The organism is Paenibacillus pabuli (assembly GCF_039831995.1).
GTDB classification, from domain to species: Bacteria; Bacillota; Bacilli; order Paenibacillales; family Paenibacillaceae; genus Paenibacillus; species Paenibacillus pabuli_C.
Map to the genome: position 1 here is coordinate 968,379 of NZ_JBDOIO010000003.1, position 21,804 is coordinate 990,182.

The following is a 21,804-nucleotide window of genomic DNA, read 5'->3' on the forward strand; positions in this document are numbered from 1 at the left end:
GTCCTATTATGCAACAGTCGGAAGAGCACCTGTTATCTCATTTGTCTCATATATTTGCCTATTTCTCTTACTATGTGTTATGGTATCCCCCACAATTTTTAATCAAATCCTATATTAGGATCTCCCATCTTCTTAAATTTTCAAAATGCCATTTCTAAAAATGAGAATTCGGTTAACATAATAAATAATATGAACACTCATTGGTTTATTAGATGAATTTTTAGATGAGTTGTCCAGAATAGTACTTTCAGCTTTTCTACGCTCCAACATTTGTTAGATCTACATATGATCACAATACAAAAAAAAGCCGCTATAAAAGCGACTTCAATGTGAGATATGTTCAGTAATTGATTAATCAACGTTATTGCTTCTTGCCAACCTTAAACAAACAATTACTTCTCTCTACTACATCATTTGAAACGATGTTTCTCCAGCCACCCAGGTGAGACATATCCACCGCATTCTGAGCTGCCGAAGCTTCACAAATGAATCCCGATACCACCCTGCCGTCATGCAGCTGAATTTTTCCGATGCCCAACGGAGCGGGAATTGCTGCAGTGAATGCACCGAAGGAAGAAAGCGGCATACTCCACAGTTCCAGATCAACAGATACACCGCCTTCAAGGGTATGCACCAGACCCGGTTTGGCCGGACTCGTGTTTAGTTTGTACAGGCGATACACTGGAGCAGTTCGGGTCTCTTCCACAAAAAAGGCCCCTAACCCGGTCATCTGAGGCTCCAATGACATGCCTTTCATATGCAGTCCGCAGACAGCAACCAACAGACGTTTTTGGTGTGGCTCAAGTAATCTTGCCGCTTCAACCATGGAAGCTTCCTGCTCAGGCAAAGTAAACAGGGTTATTCCAAAAGGCATATCCTCTGCTACCTTGCCTGCCGGAACAGCGATTGCGCTCAAATCAAGCAAATTGCAATGGTTTGTGTACAATCCCATTTGGCTGTTGGTTTGAATCGGATCCTGCAGCACTTGTTCTCTTGTCCATGTTCCACCGCAGGTCGGCAATACCAGGACGGCATTTTGCAGCAACTCTTCTGTCTTTCTCCGAATTTCGGCTAGACGGTGTTGTGCACGGAATAGTGCAGCAGCCGTAAATGTTTCTTTGCTGCCTGTTCGAAGCACTTTCTCCGTTACCGGAAACAACGCTCCAGGATGCTGCCTGACGAACAACTCCAGATCGGCCCATCGTTCAGCAACAAGCGGTCCTTCATACAGGAGTGCTGCGGCCTCTTGCAGCATCGATATATCTACCTCTTCGACATGTAATCCCGACTGCAGCAGTGTTTGTTTGGCGGTTTGCCAAGCCTTCTCGTATGCTTCTGCAAAGGGACCAAAGAAAGTCAGCTCTCCCTTGGGTAACAACCATTTGGCAGGTGCACTTGTTGGACCCAAAGGGCGTGCTTTAGAGAAAGCGTCTTCGGCATGTGGCCCGCGCACGGTCCGGTCAACAGAAACAGCATCTTCCAGGTCATGGGTAAACACGGTGATGCAATCAATACTGCGGCATGCAGGCACCAAACCAGAGGAAGGCCATGCACCTACTGCAGGTTTGTAACCAACCAGGCCATGCAGCGCGGCTGGAATTCTGCCGGATCCGGCAGTATCTGTCCCAAGTGAGAAGGCCACTTGCCCAAGCGCCACTGCAACCGCCGAGCCTGAACTTGATCCTCCGCTGATCAGTTCGGACCGCAATGCGTTATGCGTCTCTCCATAAGGACTTCTCGTACCGACCAGTCCTGTCGCGAATTGATCCAGATTGGTTTTACCTACAGGTATGGCTCCAGCAGCAATAAGCCTTTCTACAACAACGGCATGTTGTTCAGAAACAGATGAGAACTCAGGGCAACCAGCCGTGACAGGCCACCCTTGAACCTCAATGTTGTCTTTGATGGCAAATGGAATGCCCCACAGTGGATATTCGGTAATGGACAAGTGTTGAAGTTTCTCTAAGTACGGAGTAATACATTCCAAGGACGGAGGCGTGATCCAGACATGGTAGTCCTCGGTATCCTTTGCCCGCTCAATGATGCTCTCTACCACTTCCGCAGGTGTGAAGCTGCCTCGAAGATATCCTGTACGTAGTGCCTTCACCGACATGTATTTGGGGATGGCATTTATCGTCATTGTGCAACCTCCTCCTTGATCGTAGGAATGATGGCAGCGATCCAGTCTCCCGACTTGATCTGATCACCTGGCGAAACGTAAAGGGAAGCAATAATTCCATCCGTTGGAGCAAGCTGCGGGAACTCCATTTTCATACTTTCTTCTATTATAATAGTGTCTCCCTTTCGCACGTCCTGACCAGGCTCAACCAGCACCTTCCATACACTGCCCGACATCGAACTGCTCATGCCCAAACTCCCTTCTGGCACCTCTACTACTTCCAGGGCTGCCGCTGCTTCAGGCTCGGATACATACTCAGCAATACCGAGTTCCTTCCAGTAATTTCGTTCAGCCTGGAACGCGCTCTGCTGCTGCTGACGGAAAGTTCCGGACTCTTTCTCAATGGTTTTCAACCAGTTCAGATAGGATCCCAAATGGAATGTGGTTTCCTCCACTTCAACTTTAAAGCCTCCTCGCGGGAACTCCTCGCGCATTTTCAGCAGCTCAGCTTCTGAAACAGGATAAAATTGAAGCTGATCAAAGAACTGCAGCAGCCAAGGCTTTCCTGCCTCGAAGTTGCTGGTTTCCCTGAACGAATTCCACATTTGTACCGTACGCCCAACAAATTGATATCCACCAGGGCCTTCCATGCCATATACGCAGAGATACGCGCCGCCTATGCCAACGGCATTTTCCGGGGTCCACGTCCGTGCAGGATTATACTTGGTGGTTACGAGCCGATGGCGCGGATCCAGTGGCACGGCTACAGGAGCTCCTAGGTACACGTCACCAAGTCCCATGACGAGATACGAAGCGTTAAATACGATTTCGGCCACCTCTTCCAGCGAGCCTAGTCCATTCATACGCCGGATAAACTCCAGGTTACTGGGGCACCAAGGTGCATCAGGTCTGACGTTTTGCTGATATCGCTCGATGGCGAGTTGCGTCGCCGGATCATCCCAAGACAAAGGTAATTTGACGATTCGTGAAGGCACTTCAATGGTTTCCAGCTCAGGAAGCTGCAGGTCCAGCTCCATAATCCGTGCCGCCGCTTCTTTTACTGTCATACGGGAAGCATCCAGGTGGATTTGCAGAGAGCGAATGCCTGGTGTCAGTTCAATATAAGGAATGTTTCCACTCTCCTTGATTGCTTCCATGAGCACGTATGCCTGGAATCGGTATAACAGGTTCAACTCCCGTTCTCCATATTCGACCAGAATATTTTCATCGCCAGAGCAGCGAACGGTAATGGAGAAGCGTCTGCCTTCTACCGCATGGGCCAGAATTGGCATATACTCACCAGTTGATGTTTCGGGTAAAACGGGCAACACTTGCTGAACATCCAGTTCCCTCAGATACAGCTCTTGTTCCGCTCTTAACTGTTCGGCTTCTTCGACGGTCACGAGTCTGAAACGCACCTTGTCACCAGGACTTAGTTGGCCCAGCTTCCATAATTCAGCGGTGGCTGTAGTCACCGGACAGACGAAACCTCCAAGACTGGGTCCATCCGGACCGAGCAGGATCGGCATATCACCCGTCAAATCCAGTGCACCCACGGCATAGGCATTGTCATGGATATTGGAAGGATGCAGTCCTGCATCCCCACCGTCAGCTCTTGCCCACAGCGGGGCTGGACCGATCAATCTGACGCCTGTTCTGGAACTGTTGAAATGCACTTCCCATGTTGTCTCTATCAACTGATCCAGATACGCTGGAAGTACGTATTCGTCTGTACAATGAGGCCCCGGTATCACGCCGATCGTCCATTCATTGCTGTATTTCGGTCTGCGATCTGCTGTGAGAGGAGCAAGCGTTGTCCGAACATTTTCATCGGTTTCATGCACCCGGAGAACTGCACCCGTTCGCAGTGCACTCCCCCGATGTCCACCGAATCCTCCCAAGGTAAATGTTGCTGAGCTGCCAAGTGTAGTCGGCATGTCGAGACCCCCGGATACGAGCAGGTAAGTCCTCATGCCTTGTTTGGCTTCGCCAAGAGTCAGGATCGTGCCCGGAGAAGCAATTGTCGGTGTATAAGGTTCAACGTTGACGCCATCCAGTTCGGCTTTCATGTCTGCTCCTGTCAGGCAAAAGGTCATTTCATCCCTGAAGCGGTAAGTTCCCCCGCGCAGCGTCATCTCCAGTCCGGCCGCTTGTGCATCATTGCCTAGCAGCCTGTTACCAATGCGAAAAGCAAGCTGATCCATCGGGCCGGACGGCGGTACACCGATATCCCAGTAGCCGATTCTGCCGGGACTATCCTGTACGGTAGTCTGAACTCCTCCGTCTATAACTTCGATCGCATGGTCCAACGGTTTAAAGTCCGATAGCATACGGGTGTATACTTCCCCATTCGCGAATGAATCGTTATCCAGAAATGCTTCGATATACGACTGATTGGTGGTGACACCATATACCCGGAGCTGACGTAGGACACGCTTCATTTTGCTAATAGCTTCATTGCGCGTATTGGCGTGCACAATTAATTTTGCCAGCATCGGATCATACAACGTGGTTACGTTCAATCCAGGCTGAATCCAGCTTTCAACTCTCACGTCTTCAGGCCAGTTAATGGCATCAATACGCCCATCGCTCGGCCGAAAATCATTCATGCAATCCTCAGCATACAAGCGTACCTGAAGACTGTGTCCTGTTGGGGCCGGCACCGTAACGTTCAGTGAATGGCTCTCGTTAGCTGCCTCCTTGACCATCCATTCCACCAAATCAATGCCAAGCACCTCTTCTGTAACTCCATGCTCTACTTGAAGTCTGGTGTTCACCTCGAGAAAATAAAACTGCTGTTTATCAGGGTCATACAGAAACTCCACTGTTCCCGCATTGCGGTAACCTGCCGAAATTGCCAGTCTACGGGCACACTCGTGCATCTCCTGCCGGACAACATCTGGCAGGCATGGCGCCGGTGTTTCCTCAATGATCTTCTGATTGCGCCTTTGCACGGAACAGTCCCTTTCCCCCAAAGCCACTGCCTCACCGTTACCTGTGCCGAAAATCTGTACCTCGACGTGACGTGCACGGGCAATATACTTTTCGAGGAACACACCCCCGTCATTAAAATTGGCGGAAGCCAGTCGAGTTACGGATTCGAATGCTTCCCGAAGCACCTCTTCATGTTCGCAGACCCGCATGCCGATTCCACCACCGCCGGCAGTCGATTTCAACATCACGGGATAGCCGATTACACTAGCTTGTTGAATTGCTTCATCCAGAGAATGCATCAAGCTCGTGCCTGGAAGTAAGGGTACGCCAGCTTCTTCGGCCATTGCTCTGGCTGTATGCTTCAAGCCAAACAGCTCAATATGTTCAGGAGAAGGACCAATAAACGTAATACCTTGCTCGGCGCATGCTTTGGCAAAGGCCGCGTTCTCACTCAAAAATCCGTACCCGGGATGGATCGCATCCGCCCCTGTCTCTGTTGCAGTCTGGAGCACCAATTCGGCGTTGACGTAGCTTTCTCTTGCCGGACCTTCTCCAATCAGTATGGCTTCGTCCGCAAGCTCAACATGAAGACTGTCTCGGTCTGCCTTCGTGTAGATGGCTACACTGGAGATGCTCATTTGACGCAAGGTCCGAATAATTCGTACTGCAATGGCACCCCGATTCGCGATCAATACCTTTTTAAACATGGGCACTCACTCCTTCTGCATTCCATATAAGCACTTTGGCTGGTGTGGGGTTGTAAGCATTACATGGATTGTTCAACTGCGGGCAGTTACTGATCAGAACGGTTACCGGGGCCAAAGCAAGCAGTTCAACATAACGACCTGGTGCGGACAGTCCATCAGCGAAGGTTAACTCCCCTTCCGGCGTCACGGGCACATTCATGAAAAAGTTGACATTTGGCGCGAGGTCACGCTTGGTAAATTCATCCCGCTGAGAGAGCATCAGCATAAAGGTGTCCCGGCAGTTGTGCATGGGCAGCTTATCATGAGCGTAGCGGACGGTATTGCTCTGAGCGGAACAGGCGCCGCCGATGGTGTCATGTCTTCCGCATGTATCAGCCGTAATTCGCATCAACTCTCGGCCTGATTCGGCGAGCAGCGTCGAACCTGTTGTCAAATACAAATTTCCCTGGCGGGTCATCGTTCTTACTGCGCTATAATGATCTGTCGGATCCTCCGTGGAATAGAACAGCGTATCAACGGCCTGATTGCCTTCCATATCGACAATACGAAGAACTTGGCCTGGCAGCAGATCATGTAACCAGCCATCACCGGCTGGGATAACTTGCTCATACATGGCTTGTTCCGTCAGCAATGGACTGTCTACAGGTTGAAATGTACTCATATTAGTTGGCTCCCTTCAGCAAAGCGTATGCATTCCACGTATTTTCAAAGGCTCTCCGGTTCTCTTCGCAGTGCACTACACACGGGTCCATTTCAGAAACAGGTTCGGCATCTGCCACGGAAACAACGATGGATGCGTCCGGGTATTGTCCAGAAGGATCAAGTGGATGTGGTGTGTTCGATAACACGAGCAGAATATCCATTTCCGTACGGATCGTCACCGAACGTGCTGCCGTTTCCTGCAACATGTACTTCATCGTTCCATCCAGCTCGCAAACGACCTTGGAAAAAAAGTTGACCGGAACCCCGATGTCACGTGGGGACAGATTGTGGCGGAACAGTTCAACCTTGAAGTTCTCTTCCCCACTTCTCAGCCAGTCATTGCGCTGGTCCTGATATGTTGTCTTCCCATACTTTTCATCTGTAGCTTGACGAGTTGTGTATCCTGATAAAGGATCATGCCAGCCTACCGTATCCTCCGTAATAGAAGCAAGCGCCTTTCCTTGATCCGTCATTAATATATTGCCAGTTGTCAAAAAGGCGGTATGTTGGGCTTTAAGCGTATCAGGCATGTTGTAGCGTTCCGCTGGATCTTGTGCATGGAATAACAAAGCCGATAGATTGGCACGATCCCCTGTTGCCGTTAATGTGATTGCTTTTCCTCTTCCTACATGAGCAGACCATTTGTTACCAGGCTGCATCGTCATTGTAAATAGGGCTGTCATTGTTCATTCCTCCTGTAGAAAAGTATAGAAAAAAGCCCGGGAGAAACATCAAAGATTGCTCTTTGATCGATTCTCCCGGGCTTTTATCCCGCCGTGTACATTAGGTTTAGCTACCCAATGCGTTTTCTCTCGGACCAGTCAGCCAGTGGATGGCTCGGAACCCTAGAAAACATTTTTATTCAACTCATGTTATGAATACTAACATGTAAAATTACATTTCACAATACTTTTTTCAAAACAAAAGACAGAAATTTGAATTTGGCTTGCACTTTTTTCTTAATATTCTCAAAATAACGAAATACCTTCTATAGAAAATGAACTAATGTTCGTTTAAATCTAAAAAAATAACTTGATTTTTAATAAAACCCCTGTAAAAATGTGAAGTGTCATGACATAGCAAAACGATGTATCATTTTTGATTTCTGAAGGAGGTTTTACAATGTCACAAAATATAACACTTAAAAGAAATCTCTCCTTGAGCCATGTGGTGACCATGGGGCTGGCCTGGATGTCTCCCATGATTTTTTTCACAAGTTTCGGCGTTCTGCATGAAGGTTCTCAGGGCATGCTGCTGGCTGCCTACGTCCTTGCTTTTGTAGCCATTTTATTTACAGCTGGCAGCTACGGACAGATGGCCAAGGCTTTTCCTGTGTCAGGTTCCGCATATACCTATGTAAGTCAGGCAATGAATCCGTTTATCGGTTTTCTGGTAGGCTGGGTGATTCTGCTTGATTATCTGTTTTCCTGCATTGTGGCTGTACTCATGTTTGGCATTAATCTTCATGCCCAGTTTCCCTCCATCCCTTCTCCTGTCTGGATTGTGCTTCTTACCCTTATTGTGATGACCATCAACGTGATCGGCATTAAAACGTCAGCAAACGTTAACAAAATCTTCGTTTTGATGCAGATTATATTTATAGCAGGCTTCTGTGCGTTTCTTGTATACAAAGCGATGACACAAGGCGTGTCTGCCGGATTTAATCCTCTTCAGTCCGTGGAAGGCGTTCCTTTCTCCGCCGTACTAGCTGGTGCCTCTCTTGTTTGTTTCTCGTTCCTTGGTTTTGACTCCATCACAACGATGGCAGAAGAAACGCGAAAACCCGAAAAAACGATCCCTCGGGCCATTCTGATTATTGTTAGTGTTGCCGGTATCATGTACTTCGCAACAGCATATTTAATTCAACAGATGTATCCTTCCTTCACGTTTACACATATGGACTCTGCAGGATTCGAATTAATGCAGGCCATAGGCGGAGGAACACTAGCATCCATCTTTACGTTTGTCGTCATTTTCTCCGTACTCGCGCAAGGCATGTCATCTATGACAACCGTTTCAAGGCTGCTGTTTGTCATGGGAAGATCCTCCTTGCTGCCTCGAAAGTTCAGTTCAATTCACCCCAAATTCCGTACTCCTGTGTTCAACATTGTGCTGGTCAGCGTCATTTCCCTGGCTGCATTATTCATCAGTCTGGAGACAGCCATCATGTTTGTCAGCTTTGGTGCGCTAACGGCTTTCCTGTTCGTCAATCTTTCCGTTATCTGTCACTACATCATTCGGGAGAAAAAGCGCACTCTGCAGGACTGGATTGTGAGAATGTTCTTCCCCTTATTGGGAGCTATGTTCATTCTGTATCTCATCACTCAGCTTGAAGCCTCCTCTCTGCTTCTTGGTACAGGCTGGATCGCTCTAGGCCTCCTTCTGTACGCGAATCAGCGAATGAGATCTTCTTCAGCATCCAAGGTGCTGCCAGAGATTGAAGAGGCCATGTGAGTGGAATCCATCTTTCATCAGAAGATTTCTCCTTCTCTGCGTAGCAAAAAAAGAACCTGAATGCAGTATTCAGGCTCTTTTTTGCTCGTTTACCCTTTTATAAACTCACAATACAAGAACTATAAAGTTTTGCTGTGTTATGCGAGCGTTTTGCTCATAATAAAATCAGTTTGCTCTTCATCACCCATATAAAAGGAGTGGGCACCTGTTTGAATAAATCCCATCTTGTTATAAAAAGCGATTGCATTCCTGTTTTTTTCCCATACTCCTAGCCAAATTTTGCTTTTGTTCTTGTCATTCGCTACTTCCATCGCTTTATTCAGCAGATGCTTACCAAGCCCATGATTTTGGTATTCGCCTTTGATATAAATCCTCTCAATCTCAAGAAACTCTTCCCCCATTTTCTCGGATTGCGCATCATTTACATTGACCTTTAAGTAACCAGCGAGTTCTTCGTTAAAATAAATGAAATAAACCTCGGATGCATGATTGGATAACTCCCTTTCCAGCTGCTCCGAGTGAAATGCTTTTTCCAAATATACCTTCATATTCTCGGGTGTATTCTGATCTTGAAATGTATCTTGAAATGTTTCGATACTGATCTCTTGGAGTTTCTGCAAATCTTCACGGAAGCATTTTGTAATTTTTACTGTCATTTTAAGAATTCGCCCCTTTATAAAATAAACATTTGTCGTGTTGTTGTTCATCTACATACGACTCAACCACTCTTTTTTTGTTGCAAATGCAATAAAAAAGGGTTATATTCAATCTACTTTATAATTGTTGTATTTGCAACAAAAAAAACAAAAAAGAGGTAGAACAAATTGAAGGTAGTATTTTTTTGCATTGGAATTTTAATATTGACTCTCGGCATTTCACTCACGATTCAATCCGACCTTGGAACCTCCCCTTTTGACGCCCTTTTGGTGGGTTTGTCCGTTCAGGTCGGCCTCTCTGTATGAAGTTGGGAAATTATCATAGCGTTACTTCTGCTATGTTGTAATTCACTCATACTGAAACGAAGACCGGAAGTATTAGGATTGTTAACCGCATTTATTACGGGGATTGGGATCGATATGTGGCTTTTTATGCTGCACAGCTGGGCTAAACCTGAGCTGTGGCTTAGTAAGATGGCATACATGGTCATCGGCCTGATCCTTATCGGACTAGGAACGGCTACATACTTATTGACCCATTTTGCTCCGATCCCACTGGACCGATTGACATTAATTATACAGGAACTTACCCGAACCAATCTCTTTGCAGCAAGAACATTCATTTATCTTATTTTTCTAGGATTAGCATTGATCCTCAAAGGCCCCATCGGTATGGGAACGATTCTAACCGTTTGTTTAGGCGGATTGATATTGAATTTCTTCATGCCTATGATCCAGAAGATTTTGGAACGTTTCATCCATCATGCCCGTCAACAGAACTCATGAATGATCAAAAACAGTAAGCATAACAATCGTCCTCTATTTCTATTATAATCAAACTTATTCGACTAGCTAACCGCATCCTATTCTTAGAATCATAAGGAGACATTCATGAACATCCCCAAAGGTACATATGGCTTTCGATTCGCTGATGATCCCGAACTGCAATTGTGCATATTATTTGCGGCAGGTTGTGATTCCATCAGCACTCCTTCTTATCATTGGGACGGGTTGGTGCGAAATGACGGGCCGCTCCTTCTTTTTCAGTACACACTTTCTGGCGAAGGTAGGTATGAATCAGAAACACAGAGGCACCGGGTCACTGCGGGACAAGCTTTTCTCGCGGAAATTCCTGGACCCCATCGCTATTATTATCACCCTGAGTCCAGTGAGCCGTGGGAATTTCTATTTTTGCTCTTCCGGCCGAATCTGATTCTGCCTCATTGGCGCAAATTTTTACGCGAAGCAGGGGAAGTCCCATTTCTCCCAGCAGATTGTGCACCTATAAAGTTGTTACGATTGATTGTGAACGATGCAGCGGCTGGCCGGATCTCCGATCCCTTGATCGCCTCTTCTTCGGTATATCAATTCATGACCGAGCTGGCCAGATTACAGATCACGACTCTGCAGAACAGGAACACCTGGTCAGATAACGTCAAGCGTGCAGCTGAATTTATAGAGCAAAATTATTCACAAATGATTAGTATTGATCAGTTAGCCGAACATGTCTCTTTGTCCAAATATCATCTGATTCGACGTTTCTCGGCCAGCACGGGATTAACTCCCGTTGCTTATCTAACTCGTATTCGCATTGAGAAGGCCATGGCACTGCTTCGGGGGACCGAACTTAGCATTGAAGCGATTGCCGAGCGAATCGGGTATTCCAGTGGAAGTTATTTTATAAAAGCTTTTCGAACCATGACCGGACTTACACCAGGCGAATTCCGCAGCGGAGGCGAGAGCCTCGCTTATCGCAAGTTGTTCTTTGATTAAGAGCAATATAGTACCATTCAGCTCCCAAGATTACTATAGATATTGCTAATCTCCTTTATTAAGATGAACATAACCAGAGCAATAATTAATTAGTAAAGGAGATTTACAATGAATCATAAGCTTGCAGCACCTACACCACCGCTTGGATGGAACAGCTGGGACTGCTACGGTGCAGCCGTAACGGAAGCAGAAATTCGCGGTAACGCGGAATACATGGCTGAACATCTCAAATCATTTGGCTGGAACTACATTACCGTCGATATTCAATGGTATGAGCCTTATGCAAACTCCTCTCAATACCGGCCCTTTGTTCCTTTGGTGATGGATGAATATTCCCGGCTTATGCCTGCCGAGAACCGCTTTCCCTCTGCTGAGGGCGGTCAAGGCTTCAAGCCATTAGCCGATTATGTACATAGCCTTGGATTAAAATTCGGCATTCACATCATGCGCGGTATTCCAAGACAGGCTGCGCATGCAGCTAGCCCGATTCTGAATACAACCGCAACAGCACGAGATATCGCACATACCAATTCCATCTGTCCATGGAATACAGATATGTATGGCGTTGATGCATCGAAGGAAGGTGCACAGGCCTATTACGATTCTCTTTTTGAACTCTACGCCGAGTGGGGCGTTGACTTGGTCAAGGTAGACGACATCGCTGCCTCCAGGCTGTATGATACCCATCAGCCTGAGATTGAGCTAATCTCCAAAGCCATTGAGTGCTGTGGCCGGCCCATGGTACTGAGTCTCTCTCCTGGTCCCGCTCCTGTGGAATACTCGGCGTTCTTCGCTGATCATGCCAACATGTGGCGGGTCACGGATGACTTCTGGGATCAATGGCCGCTTCTGCTGGATATGTTTGACCGCTGCCGAACTTGGCAAGGTATCCCGCAGGAAGGATGCTGGCCGGACTGCGACATGCTCCCACTCGGTCATATCGGAATCCGATCCGTTGACGGGGGCGGTGCGGATCGCTGGACCCGCTTCACCCGTGATGAGCAGCTGACGATGATGTCGCTCTGGAGCATTTTCCGATCTCCGCTCATTTTCGGCGGGGAGCTTCGCGACTGTGACGAATGGACTCTTTCCCTGTTAACCAACCGGGAAGTGTTGCGCATGAATCAGGATAGTCATGGAGCCAAGGAAACGCTTCGCCAAGGTAATCTCATTGTCTGGACAGCTGAAGCCGCTGATCAATCCCGTTACGCTGCACTATTCAATGTAGGTGATTCCGAGCTGCCCCTAAGTCTGGCTGTTGACCACATTGGTCTCACGGACTACACCTCCGGCACCGAGCTGTGGAATGAAACCCCAGCCGAACTTACAGGAGGCGTACTGCAGACAAATGTGCCTCCGCACGGCGTACGACTCTATCGTTTCTATTAATCTCTGCACCAACTTGATCAGATCAACTCCGATTCGTATGTAGGCCAGTCGACTAAACTCACTTTGGAATTCCTTATGATCGAATGGTCTCATAATCACCTCTACCTATGCTTTTGTAAGACAAAAGATAAACAAAAGACGCCTACCAGTTATAGATTCGAATTGGGTAGGCGTCTTTGGCCATTACTAAAGTGATGGCGACTCACATTTCATTACATTAATAAGCTGTTACACGAAGTTAATAGAAGTTTATCCTTTTGTCGCTCCGGCAGAGATCCCCTTCACAAAGTATCTTTGTAAGGCAACGAAAACAATCAGCAGGGGTACAACCGACAAGGCTGTTCCAGCAAATATCATATCCCATCTGGACGAGAACTCACCGATGTAGCGGTAAATTTCAACAACCATGGTTTTGGGCTCACCGGAAGGAAGAACGAGCATTGGCATGAGAAAATCGTTCCAGATGCCCAGGCCGTTTAATATAATCATACTGGCTGTAACCGGTCCGAGCAGCGGGAATACAATTCTCCAGAAAATGCTGTAACGACTGCAGCCGTCAATCTCCGCTGCTTCTTCGATTTCTTTGGGAATCCCTTTAACAAAGCTGGTATACAACAGGCAACCAAATCCAATAGCACCTGCGATATAAACCAATATTGGACCAGCGAGACTGCCATAAAGGCCAAGCATTTTCAATTCTTTAAATAACGGAATCATGTAAGCCTGAAATGGAATCATCATTCCTGCCAGGAAGTAGAGGAATACAAAATTCGTCCATTTGGCATTTCTCCTTTCAATGGCATAACCTGCCATAGGTATGATCAATATCTGCATCACAATGGAGACCACGGTCAGGATCAGACTATTCAAAATTGCCCTCGGGAACTCTGTTTCGGTCAACAGATACTTGAAATTCTCAAGATACAATGACGTTGGTAACGATAGAGCATTTCGCATGATTTCACCGTTTCTTTTGAAGGCAGACATTAAGTTGAAGAAAATTGGAAAAAAGAAAAGGATAGCGAATATCAGAATAGTGACGAAGAGAATGATATCCTTTGTTTTTTGGTGTCTCTGCATACTCATCTTAATATTGCACCTCCCGCTTCCGGAGGATTTTCACTTGAATCACGGTGATAATGAGAATAATCACAAACAGTACCATGGCAAGAGCTGTCCCGAATCCCTGCCTTAACTCCCCGAAACCAACCTTATATATGATATAAGTCAGTGTTTCTGTTGCAAAACCAGGTCCTCCGTCAGTCATTACCGCAATTTGATCGAATATTTTCAGCGCACTAATCATCGAGAGAACCATACATACGGTAACGGACCCCGCAAGCAGCGGGAAGGTAATGAATCGAAATTGCTGCCAGCCATTTGCACCGTCAATATTGGCCGCTTCGGACAGTTCAGCGGGAATGCTCTGAAGCCCAGCCAAATAAATGATCATATAGTAACCCGCACCTTTCCAAACCGTAGACAGGATCACGGACAGCATAGCGTATTTGGGATCTCCCAACCAATCCACTGTCCAGCTTCCGAGACCCATATTGTTCAGTATTTGATTAACCACACCAAAGTTGTAATTCAGGATCATAGCCCACACAAAGCCCATTACGATTCCACTTAGTAAGGTAGGAAAGTAAAATAGGCTCCGAAACAAATTTTTAAACCAACGGACTTTATCCACCATTAGGGCCATGGCAATCGCAGCGATGTTTTCCAGAACAACCAGACTCACCGTCATAATGAGCGTATTTTTGAGGGCATTATGAACCCGCGGGCTGCTCCATATCTCAATAAAATTAGCAAAACCGATGTAGCGGATATCTTCACTTATGCCATCCCAGGAGGTAAAGCTTAGATAAGCACTCCCAAGAGTAGGCACAATAACAAATAGCGTGTATAGAATTAACGATGGAAGTATAAAAACAACGGCAAAAGGATGATGCTTTTTCTTCCGTTTTCGAGCAGATGCAGTCGCCAATGTTCCTTTTTCCGTTGACGCAGGTATTCCCAATTCAAACACTCCTTCCTTATCCAAGAAGGAACCACCTAGAACGGTTCCCCAAGAATTATATTTACATCGAATTTGCCTTGATCTGGTTATCGTATTCCGCATCAACCTGTTCCATATACGTTTTCACATCAGCATCATTCAGGACCATTTCCTGCAGTTTTTTATAAAACCAGTTTCGGAATTGTGGCGGTATTAAGTTCTCTCCCCACCAATTGTTAATCGCCAAGGACTTGGTTACGTTCGGATCTGACATCAGATCAAGCGCCGTTTGCATCGCTTCTCCAGTCTCATATGTCACTTCTGCTTTGGTGGAAGGAATTCCGTTCACACTTGCAAGATATTGAGAGTACTGCTCTGGCTCGAAGAAGAAACGAATAAACTTCTTGATTGCTTCCGTCTTCTCCGGATCCTTAGCTGCTTCGGCAGAAAGTGTCCATCCGGCAGGCGATGGAAGCCCGATCACATTCACGTGACCCTCTCGGTCAGGAATCGCATAGAAACCGTATTCAAAACTTGGATCGGCTTCTTCGATCTGTGAGAACATCCAAGTACCTGAGTAGAGTTGGGCCGCCTTTCCTGTGATAAGAAAAGAAGCTGTTTGGTTATCCGGTGTACTTAGCCAACCTTTGTCTACATAATTTTGGAACAACTCTTTGTAGTCCTTCATCGCCTGCACGACGTTATCATCTGCGAAACTGACGGCCTGCTCTGTTTTTTTGGAATTCCAATCAGGATCTTCCGCATATACCTCATCAATGAGAAACTTGTTCACCCAGAACCCCATATGAAAGATATCTTTGCCACCAACGACTATCGGAGTTATACCGGAGGATTTTAATTTTTCCTGAATGGAAATGAATTCGTCATATGTTTTGGGAAGATCAGTGATCCCCGCATCGGCGTAGGCTTTTTTGCTGTATATCATACCTTGAGGCACATTATTGGCAATAGGGGCATTCCAGATTTTCCCGTCAACTTCAGGCGGTGAATCAAACAGCTCAATCAGATCTGAAGGAAGTTCAACGATTTTGCCTGCATCCGCAAAAACCTCCGTATCCCTCATTTCAACAAGATCAGGAAATTCGCCAACTGCATCCTTTGTTTTCAACCAGTCCAGATAGGAATTGCTTGTGTTCTCGCTCATATCCTTAATTTCAATGCTCGGATTGGCATCCGTGAACCTTTTGATGGAATCGGCAATTGCCTTTTTGGCAGCAGGATCTCCTGAAGCATAACCAATGGTGAAACTGACTTTCTCACTGCTGCTCGTTGACCCGTTTCCATCGGAATTCGTACTGCTGCTTGTGCTGCAAGCACCTAATGTCAGAGTCACTGCAAGCAATGCAGCCGTTAACTTGAATTTTGATTTACTCAGCATATCTTATAAACTCCCTTCCTTATCAACAAAGTTGAAATCAGCTTCCCCTTTCAGGTAAGCGTTTTCTAAGTTTAGAATAGCATTGCCTGGTTGTTGCTTGTATGAACTTTTTTAAGCCTCATGTGCAGGAAATTTAAGAATAAATAAAGAGCAGACAGGTTCATCCGCTCTTAAGGAGACTCTATTCAGGAACAGGAAAGCTGAGCAGTACAGACGTCCCGATATGTTCCTGACTACTCACAGAGAGACCATACTTTTCACCATACATTGATCGGATTCTTTCATGCACATTTTTCAACCCAACGGATCTGCTATAAGGAGTTGGCATATGCAAACTTTCATTAATGCTTGTCAGCTTCTCTTCGCTTATGCCTATACCATTATCATAAATAACAATCACCAGATTTTGCTCTCTCTTCTCTATCGTTACCCTAACGGTCCCCTTTTTCTTTTGACGAAGTCCATGCTGAATGGCATTTTCGACGATAGGCTGCAAACACAATTTCAAGATTTTCCATTCCATTTGCACATCAGGAGCAATGTCACATTGGAGTACATATCTGTTTTCATAACGAATGGAAATGATATAGAAATAATCATGCAGATGTTCAAGCTCTCTCGATAGACTTGTCCGATCTTCGCCGTAATCGATGACATATTTCAGTTGATTAGACAAGGAATGAATCATATCAGCGACTTCTTCTGCATCTTTGTCCACTGCATTCATGCGAATAACTTCAAGCGTATTGTACAGATAGTGCGGTCTTATTTGACTTTTCAGCGCGTTTAGTTCAGTTTGCTTTTGTTTGATCTGAGCGACATAGGCTTCATCAATGTGTTCTTGCAACCGCTCAACCATTCGATTAAATCCATGAGTCAGTCTGCCTATTTCATCATTGCTGGTAACGGGAAGTCTGGTATCCAGTTTACCGGACTCCACGATGGCCATTTGCTGGATCAGTTTGCGAATCGGTGCAGCAAGTCGGCGTGAAAACCAAGCCCCCATAACAATTAATACAATGGAACATATGAGGATTGCCATATATACGGTAGCCCTGGCGGAGAAAAGTTGCTCGAACAAGCCCGCTCGATGAATCATGGCGACCAATTGACCGTCAATGAAAGGAATGTCTTCCCGAAGCACCAGCATTTCGGTATCTTTACTTTTCAATATGAATTCATCCAGGGTCCTGTCCCTGTGGTTGCTGAAATAGATCTCATTCCGATCATTGAGCAGAACCAACTCATCCTGAGCACCAAGTGAAAGCTCGTTTAGAAATTGCTGGAACATGGAGGTATCCACATCCAGGAACAGTGTACCAACCACTTTAGGTTCTCGTGTAAGCCGTCCCGAGGTATCGATCAAATTGCGTGCAAGTGTAAATACTTCACGCTTGGAACCAATAAAGTAATCATCATCATGAGTCGGGAAAAGCGCGGCCTTTGAAGGCTGGCTTCTCAACTTCTCTTTCCATTCACGGACCGGAAGTGCATCCTCTGTAAGGGCTCTATTCTCTCTTTCTTGGGAGTAGATTTTTCTGTCTGACGACCTCACAAAATAAGCACCTGTTATATAATTGTCACTAAACACTAATGTTTTTAGAAACGAGTCGATGGGAATTGAATTGATTTGTTCCAGCTCATTGACATTGAACGTCTGATTCTGGTTTATATTTTCGGCCAAGCCCTCGTAACGTACGTTATACATGAGCTTGGAAATGTCATTGTATTGCTGGAATGCCGAATTCAGATTATAACTCATATACATGATCATTTGCTGTTGATTACTCGTCGTGTACCGTTCCACATAATTCGAGAATATTTGTACAGAGAAATAGCTGAGTGCAAAGAGCGGGATTAGCCCCACTAAAATAAAGGAAACTGAGAATTTGGCAAATATGCTTTTGGTCAAGAAGCGCATGAAGGGAACACCTTCTTTATTCGTTATGGGTCGTGCCTACGGAAGGTCTGCCGATAGTCTTGCGGCACCTTCCCATACTTTTTTTTGAACATATCACTAAAGTGCCTTACGTTGTTGTAGCCTACACGATCAGCAATCTCATAAATCAAGAGTTCCGTCTCCATAAGCAGCTTTAGCGCTTGGCTCATACGCACTTCTGTGACATAGTTTTTAAAATTTTGGCCTGTGTGCTTTTTGAAGAAACTGCTGAAATAATAGGAGTTCATATAGACCAGGGCAGCCATGGATTCCAGTGTGATGTTACTGTGATAGTTTTCTTCAATATACGATTTGACTTTCGTAAGCAGCGCGCGTTCTTTCCCTGACACCTTACTTGCAGCTCGCTGCTGCATTTCGGTTATAACCGCTTCGACTTCATGAGCAACATCTGCGTAAGAAGAACATTCAGTCAGTTTCTCGAAAAACCCACGTTGGTGTTCCTCTAACTCTACGTCGAACTTTTCCAATTCCTGACTCAACGACATGACTGCATTATATACCCCTGTAAGGGCGAGTTTTTTGTTGTTCCCTGTTTGCATCCTGATTTGTTCAAGGAGCTCCTTAATCAGCGGCTCGATTTTTTCTTTTTCCATGCCAGTTAATGCTTTTAATACATGTGATTGAAGCTCGGTTATGGATCTGTATTCTCTATGGTTTTCCGTGATGGCTTCCCCAAACCGAATGACTTGATTAGTTCCAATAAAAAATGTATTGTTAAGCGCTTTCAATGCATCGCGGTATGTTTCTTCTGCTTTCTCCATGCCTGGCAAGCTCGGACCAACTCCGCACGATACACTTAGCTTCAAATATTGCTGAATCTTATGACGAAGGTCTTGTGCCAATTGAAGCGGATAGTCCTTCTCCTCATGCTGAATCAGAATGGTGAACAATCCTGATTTTTGAACCAGCAAACCCTTTCCCTTATTCGGCTCCTGATCCATTGTCTCTCGAATAATGTTGGACACTGCAAAGTTCACCAAATTACGTTCACGCTCTTCCCACCGGGAGGCATGAGCATGGTCATCCATTTCCAATACACAAACCGTAATATATCGACTAATTGCAATGACACCCAATTGTGTCAGGTCAGCCATGGTATTCTTATCACCGTCCAGTAATCCGTCAAGAAGCTGCTCAATGGTATGGGTCCGATTTTTTTCCTCATAGTAATTCAACATCTTTTTGTTTCGTTCACTGTCCGTTGTTTCTCGGATCATGGAAACTGCTTTTCCAACAACCCTTTCCAATTGAACTTTATTTATTGGCTTTACCAGATAATCCAGTGCTCCTAACTGGATCGCTTGACGAGCATATCCAAACTCTTGAAAAGCACTAATAAATATAACCTTTCCGCTGTATCCCTGTTCGTTCAATTCCGTAATCACATCTATACCACTTCCGCCTGGCATACTGATATCGCTAATAATGAGTTGAGGTTCATGTCTGCTTATCAGATCTCGAAGTTCGGTCCCATCATTAGCCTCAGCCACAATCCTGATTCCAAGAGGTTCCCAGGATATCAGTTTTTTTAGCCCGCGTAATATGATGGGTTCGTCATCTGCAAGTAATAATTTTATGTATTCCATAGAAGCACCTTCCTTAACCTTTGGTGAAAATAAATGAACCATCCGAATCTTCATAAAGAGCAAATGGTTCCAACATAAGCTTCGTATCTAGACCAGAAATTATCACAAGCACGAAGAAGGATATATCCTCTTATTGCATAATAGCACGTTATCATTCGTTGCTCTTCATTGTGTTCCAATAACACGAAACAACCCACGGTCGTGGGTTGTTGTATACAGGTTTAACGTTATAGTCAAGTTTCTACCATATATATAAATCCGTGCCTTTTAGTTTGAATATCGCTTCAATAAAAAAATAATCGCCATAAATGATAGATTGATGGTGGCTTTTGGCGTGATAAGCTGCTGAGCCGTTTTGGAGAATACAATCGCAGCTGGAAGTCCAATCTGTCCGTGATTGATCTAGCACTTGAAGGAGCTTTATCGCTGCGTCCAAGTATAGGCCTTTCTCGTGAGTTTCGACAATTTTGGCGATCTCAATCAAGCCACAGGCAGCAATAGCAGCTGCTGTTGAATCCTCCAAAGCAGGTTCTACAGGTTGTCTAAAATCAATGGGAATGATTCCGTGTTCAGGAATGCACGCGATAAAATAGTGGGCTACTCGTTTAGCCGTATCCAGATACTCCTCCTTATGCGTCCAGTTATAGCTCATCATAAAGCCGTATATTGCCCAGCTTTGTCCCCGTGTCCAAGAAGAACCTTCCTTGTATCCTTGTCCTCCATAGGTGTCGATGACCCCGCCCACCGTTGGATCAAATTCAACGATATGGTTAACCGAACCGTCTGGTCTTACAAAGGTCTTCATGGTGGTATCGGCATGTTTCCTCGCTATATGCTGAAAACGCGGATCACCTGTTTCCTTGGATGCCCAGTATAAGAGTGGAATGTTAAGCATACAGTCAATGATCGCCCATCCCCTTGTATCTTCACCCTCAATATCATTCCAGGCGCGGATGAATTCGCCCGCTGGATTGTACCGGCCAGCAAGTAGATTGGCCGCATGAAGAGCTCGATTGCGGGAATCCGGATTCCGGGTAAGTTTATAGTTGGCGACACTAGTCGGCAGCCACATAAATCCTACATCATGGTGCAGCCCATCGAACTGCTGGAAGCAGGAATCCAATTTCACTTCAGAGATCTCAGCGATTTGTTTGTATTTTGTATCTCCGGTCGCGTTATACAACTGCCACATCATACCTCCCCAGAATCCATTCGTCCACCAGCATATTCCGTCGTCTATTGAATGGGTTGGGTTATGGACCGACCTGTCATCATGTTCGCCATCAATGGTCGTATACGGGATTTTGTTTTTGGATTTCTCACTGACCCAATCCATTTTTGCTGTAATTTTGTCTACAACGTAATTTACCCATACCGTTTTGTCGTCTAATGTAAGCATGCATCAGTCCTTCTTTCTTCTATAGGATTTTGTCATTATCTATCTGGTATGCATATCGAATTTAGAATACCACTCGTCTTGAAATGTCTGTATGCACTTTTTTAAGCTTGATATGCTATAAATTTAAGACAATGTGATGGCAGCACAAAACCGTATCTCAGAATAAAAAAACCGATAAACCCTATTTTGATGGGTCTATCGGTTACTTGAGAATCCCTTGAAAAATCAATCATTCATAACGTTTTTATATACCAGGTATCACATGCATAATGTTCTGTTCCATTTAAAGGCTTGTCTAATGCAATAAAACCGTTCTTGGCATAGAACTTGTTGGCTGCAATCATATTGCTCAGGGTTTCAAGGTAACATTGTTCGTAATGATTTTTCGCATAATTCAGGACAACGTGCAATAATTCGCTTGAAATACCTGTACCTCTGGTTTCTTTGAAAGCATACATTTTTTGCAACTCACATATCCGTGGAAAACCTTCGATCGGTCCAATACCGCAGCCCGCTACGACCATTGAATCTTGCTCTACCACCCAATATTTTGACCCCTCATTCTTGTACAGATTATAGAAATCTCCCAAGTGCGGATCCGTCCAAGCTGTTCCTGGCTTGTTTGCTCCAAATTCGATCAAACACGTTCTGATCAGATTTTCCACCTGTTGATTATCTCTTTCTTCTATCTCTCTGATCAACATCAACGTAAACCTCCGTAAAT

General features: G+C 45.5%; 15 protein-coding genes, 1 pseudogene and 1 riboswitch. Of the genes and pseudogenes, 4 read left to right on the forward strand and 12 right to left on the reverse strand.

What is annotated here, in order from left to right:
• Window positions 1–361 precede the first annotated feature (361 nt).
• From ABGV42_RS06450 to ABGV42_RS06465, 4 genes are read right to left on the reverse strand one after another with little or no spacing between them, the layout of a single operon-like run.
• Window positions 362–2,140: an allophanate hydrolase gene (locus tag ABGV42_RS06450; protein WP_347380921.1), complete on the reverse strand. Its 1,779-nt coding sequence runs from the start codon at window positions 2,138–2,140 to the stop codon at window positions 362–364.
• Window positions 2,137–5,760: an urea carboxylase gene (gene uca / locus ABGV42_RS06455; protein WP_347380922.1), complete on the reverse strand. Its 3,624-nt coding sequence runs from the start codon at window positions 5,758–5,760 to the stop codon at window positions 2,137–2,139. The genes ABGV42_RS06450 and uca overlap by 4 nt, the downstream gene beginning before the upstream one ends.
• Window positions 5,753–6,421: an urea amidolyase associated protein UAAP2 gene (locus ABGV42_RS06460; protein ID WP_347380923.1), complete on the reverse strand. Its 669-nt coding sequence runs from the start codon at window positions 6,419–6,421 to the stop codon at window positions 5,753–5,755. Before ABGV42_RS06460 ends, uca begins: the two co-directional genes overlap by 8 nt.
• 1 nt (window position 6,422) lies before the next feature.
• Window positions 6,423–7,145, reverse strand: coding sequence for an urea amidolyase associated protein UAAP1 (locus tag ABGV42_RS06465; protein ID WP_347380924.1), 723 nt, complete (start codon window positions 7,143–7,145; stop codon window positions 6,423–6,425).
• A 70-nt stretch (window positions 7,146–7,215) separates the two neighbouring features.
• Window positions 7,216–7,322: riboswitch (guanidine-I (ykkC/yxkD leader) on the reverse strand.
• 262 nt (window positions 7,323–7,584) lie between these two features.
• Between ABGV42_RS06465 and ABGV42_RS06470 the strand changes: the two genes are divergently transcribed.
• Entirely contained in the window at window positions 7,585–8,916 is a 1,332-nt protein-coding gene (locus tag ABGV42_RS06470; protein WP_347380925.1) for an APC family permease, read from the forward strand.
• Between the two features lie 137 nt (window positions 8,917–9,053).
• On the opposite strand, the gene ABGV42_RS06475 is transcribed toward ABGV42_RS06470, so the two are convergent.
• Window positions 9,054–9,572 carry a GNAT family N-acetyltransferase gene (locus tag ABGV42_RS06475; protein ID WP_347380926.1) on the reverse strand — a complete coding sequence of 173 codons (519 nt, stop codon included), beginning with the start codon at window positions 9,570–9,572 and terminating at the stop codon, window positions 9,054–9,056.
• Window positions 9,573–9,740: 168 nt separating this feature from the next.
• Between ABGV42_RS06475 and ABGV42_RS06480 the strand changes: the two are divergent.
• From ABGV42_RS06480 to ABGV42_RS06490, 3 genes and pseudogenes are all read left to right on the forward strand, one after another.
• Window positions 9,741–10,358, forward strand: a pseudogene (locus tag ABGV42_RS06480) (YczE/YyaS/YitT family protein).
• Between the two features lie 105 nt (window positions 10,359–10,463).
• Window positions 10,464–11,345 carry an AraC family transcriptional regulator gene (locus ABGV42_RS06485; protein WP_347380927.1) on the forward strand — a complete coding sequence of 294 codons (882 nt, stop codon included), beginning with the start codon at window positions 10,464–10,466 and terminating at the stop codon, window positions 11,343–11,345.
• Window positions 11,346–11,453: 108 nt separating this feature from the next.
• Window positions 11,454–12,734 carry a glycoside hydrolase family 27 protein gene (locus ABGV42_RS06490; RefSeq protein ID WP_347380928.1) on the forward strand — a complete coding sequence of 427 codons (1,281 nt, stop codon included), beginning with the start codon at window positions 11,454–11,456 and terminating at the stop codon, window positions 12,732–12,734.
• Window positions 12,735–12,983: 249 nt separating this feature from the next.
• Here the strand turns inward: ABGV42_RS06490 and ABGV42_RS06495 are convergent, their stop codons facing one another.
• From ABGV42_RS06495 to ABGV42_RS06525, 7 genes are all read right to left on the reverse strand, one after another.
• Window positions 12,984–13,604, reverse strand: a complete 621-nt coding sequence (locus tag ABGV42_RS06495; RefSeq protein WP_347380929.1) for a carbohydrate ABC transporter permease — start codon at window positions 13,602–13,604, stop codon at window positions 12,984–12,986.
• 217 nt (window positions 13,605–13,821) lie between these two features.
• On the reverse strand, window positions 13,822–14,724 hold the full coding sequence (locus tag ABGV42_RS06500) for a carbohydrate ABC transporter permease (RefSeq protein ID WP_347383153.1): 903 nt from the start codon (window positions 14,722–14,724) through the stop codon (window positions 13,822–13,824).
• A gap of 94 nt (window positions 14,725–14,818) precedes the next feature.
• Window positions 14,819–16,135, reverse strand: coding sequence for an ABC transporter substrate-binding protein (locus tag ABGV42_RS06505; RefSeq protein WP_347380930.1), 1,317 nt, complete (start codon window positions 16,133–16,135; stop codon window positions 14,819–14,821).
• 181 nt (window positions 16,136–16,316) lie between these two features.
• Window positions 16,317–18,056 carry a cache domain-containing sensor histidine kinase gene (locus ABGV42_RS06510; protein ID WP_347380931.1) on the reverse strand — a complete coding sequence of 580 codons (1,740 nt, stop codon included), beginning with the start codon at window positions 18,054–18,056 and terminating at the stop codon, window positions 16,317–16,319.
• 23 nt (window positions 18,057–18,079) lie between these two features.
• Window positions 18,080–19,681 carry a response regulator gene (locus ABGV42_RS06515; protein ID WP_347380932.1) on the reverse strand — a complete coding sequence of 534 codons (1,602 nt, stop codon included), beginning with the start codon at window positions 19,679–19,681 and terminating at the stop codon, window positions 18,080–18,082.
• Between the two features lie 241 nt (window positions 19,682–19,922).
• Window positions 19,923–21,080, reverse strand: coding sequence for a glycoside hydrolase family 88 protein (locus ABGV42_RS06520; RefSeq protein ID WP_347380933.1), 1,158 nt, complete (start codon window positions 21,078–21,080; stop codon window positions 19,923–19,925).
• 233 nt (window positions 21,081–21,313) lie between these two features.
• Window positions 21,314–21,784: a GNAT family N-acetyltransferase gene (locus ABGV42_RS06525; protein WP_347380934.1), complete on the reverse strand. Its 471-nt coding sequence runs from the start codon at window positions 21,782–21,784 to the stop codon at window positions 21,314–21,316.
• Between the last annotated feature and the right edge of the window lie 20 nt (window positions 21,785–21,804).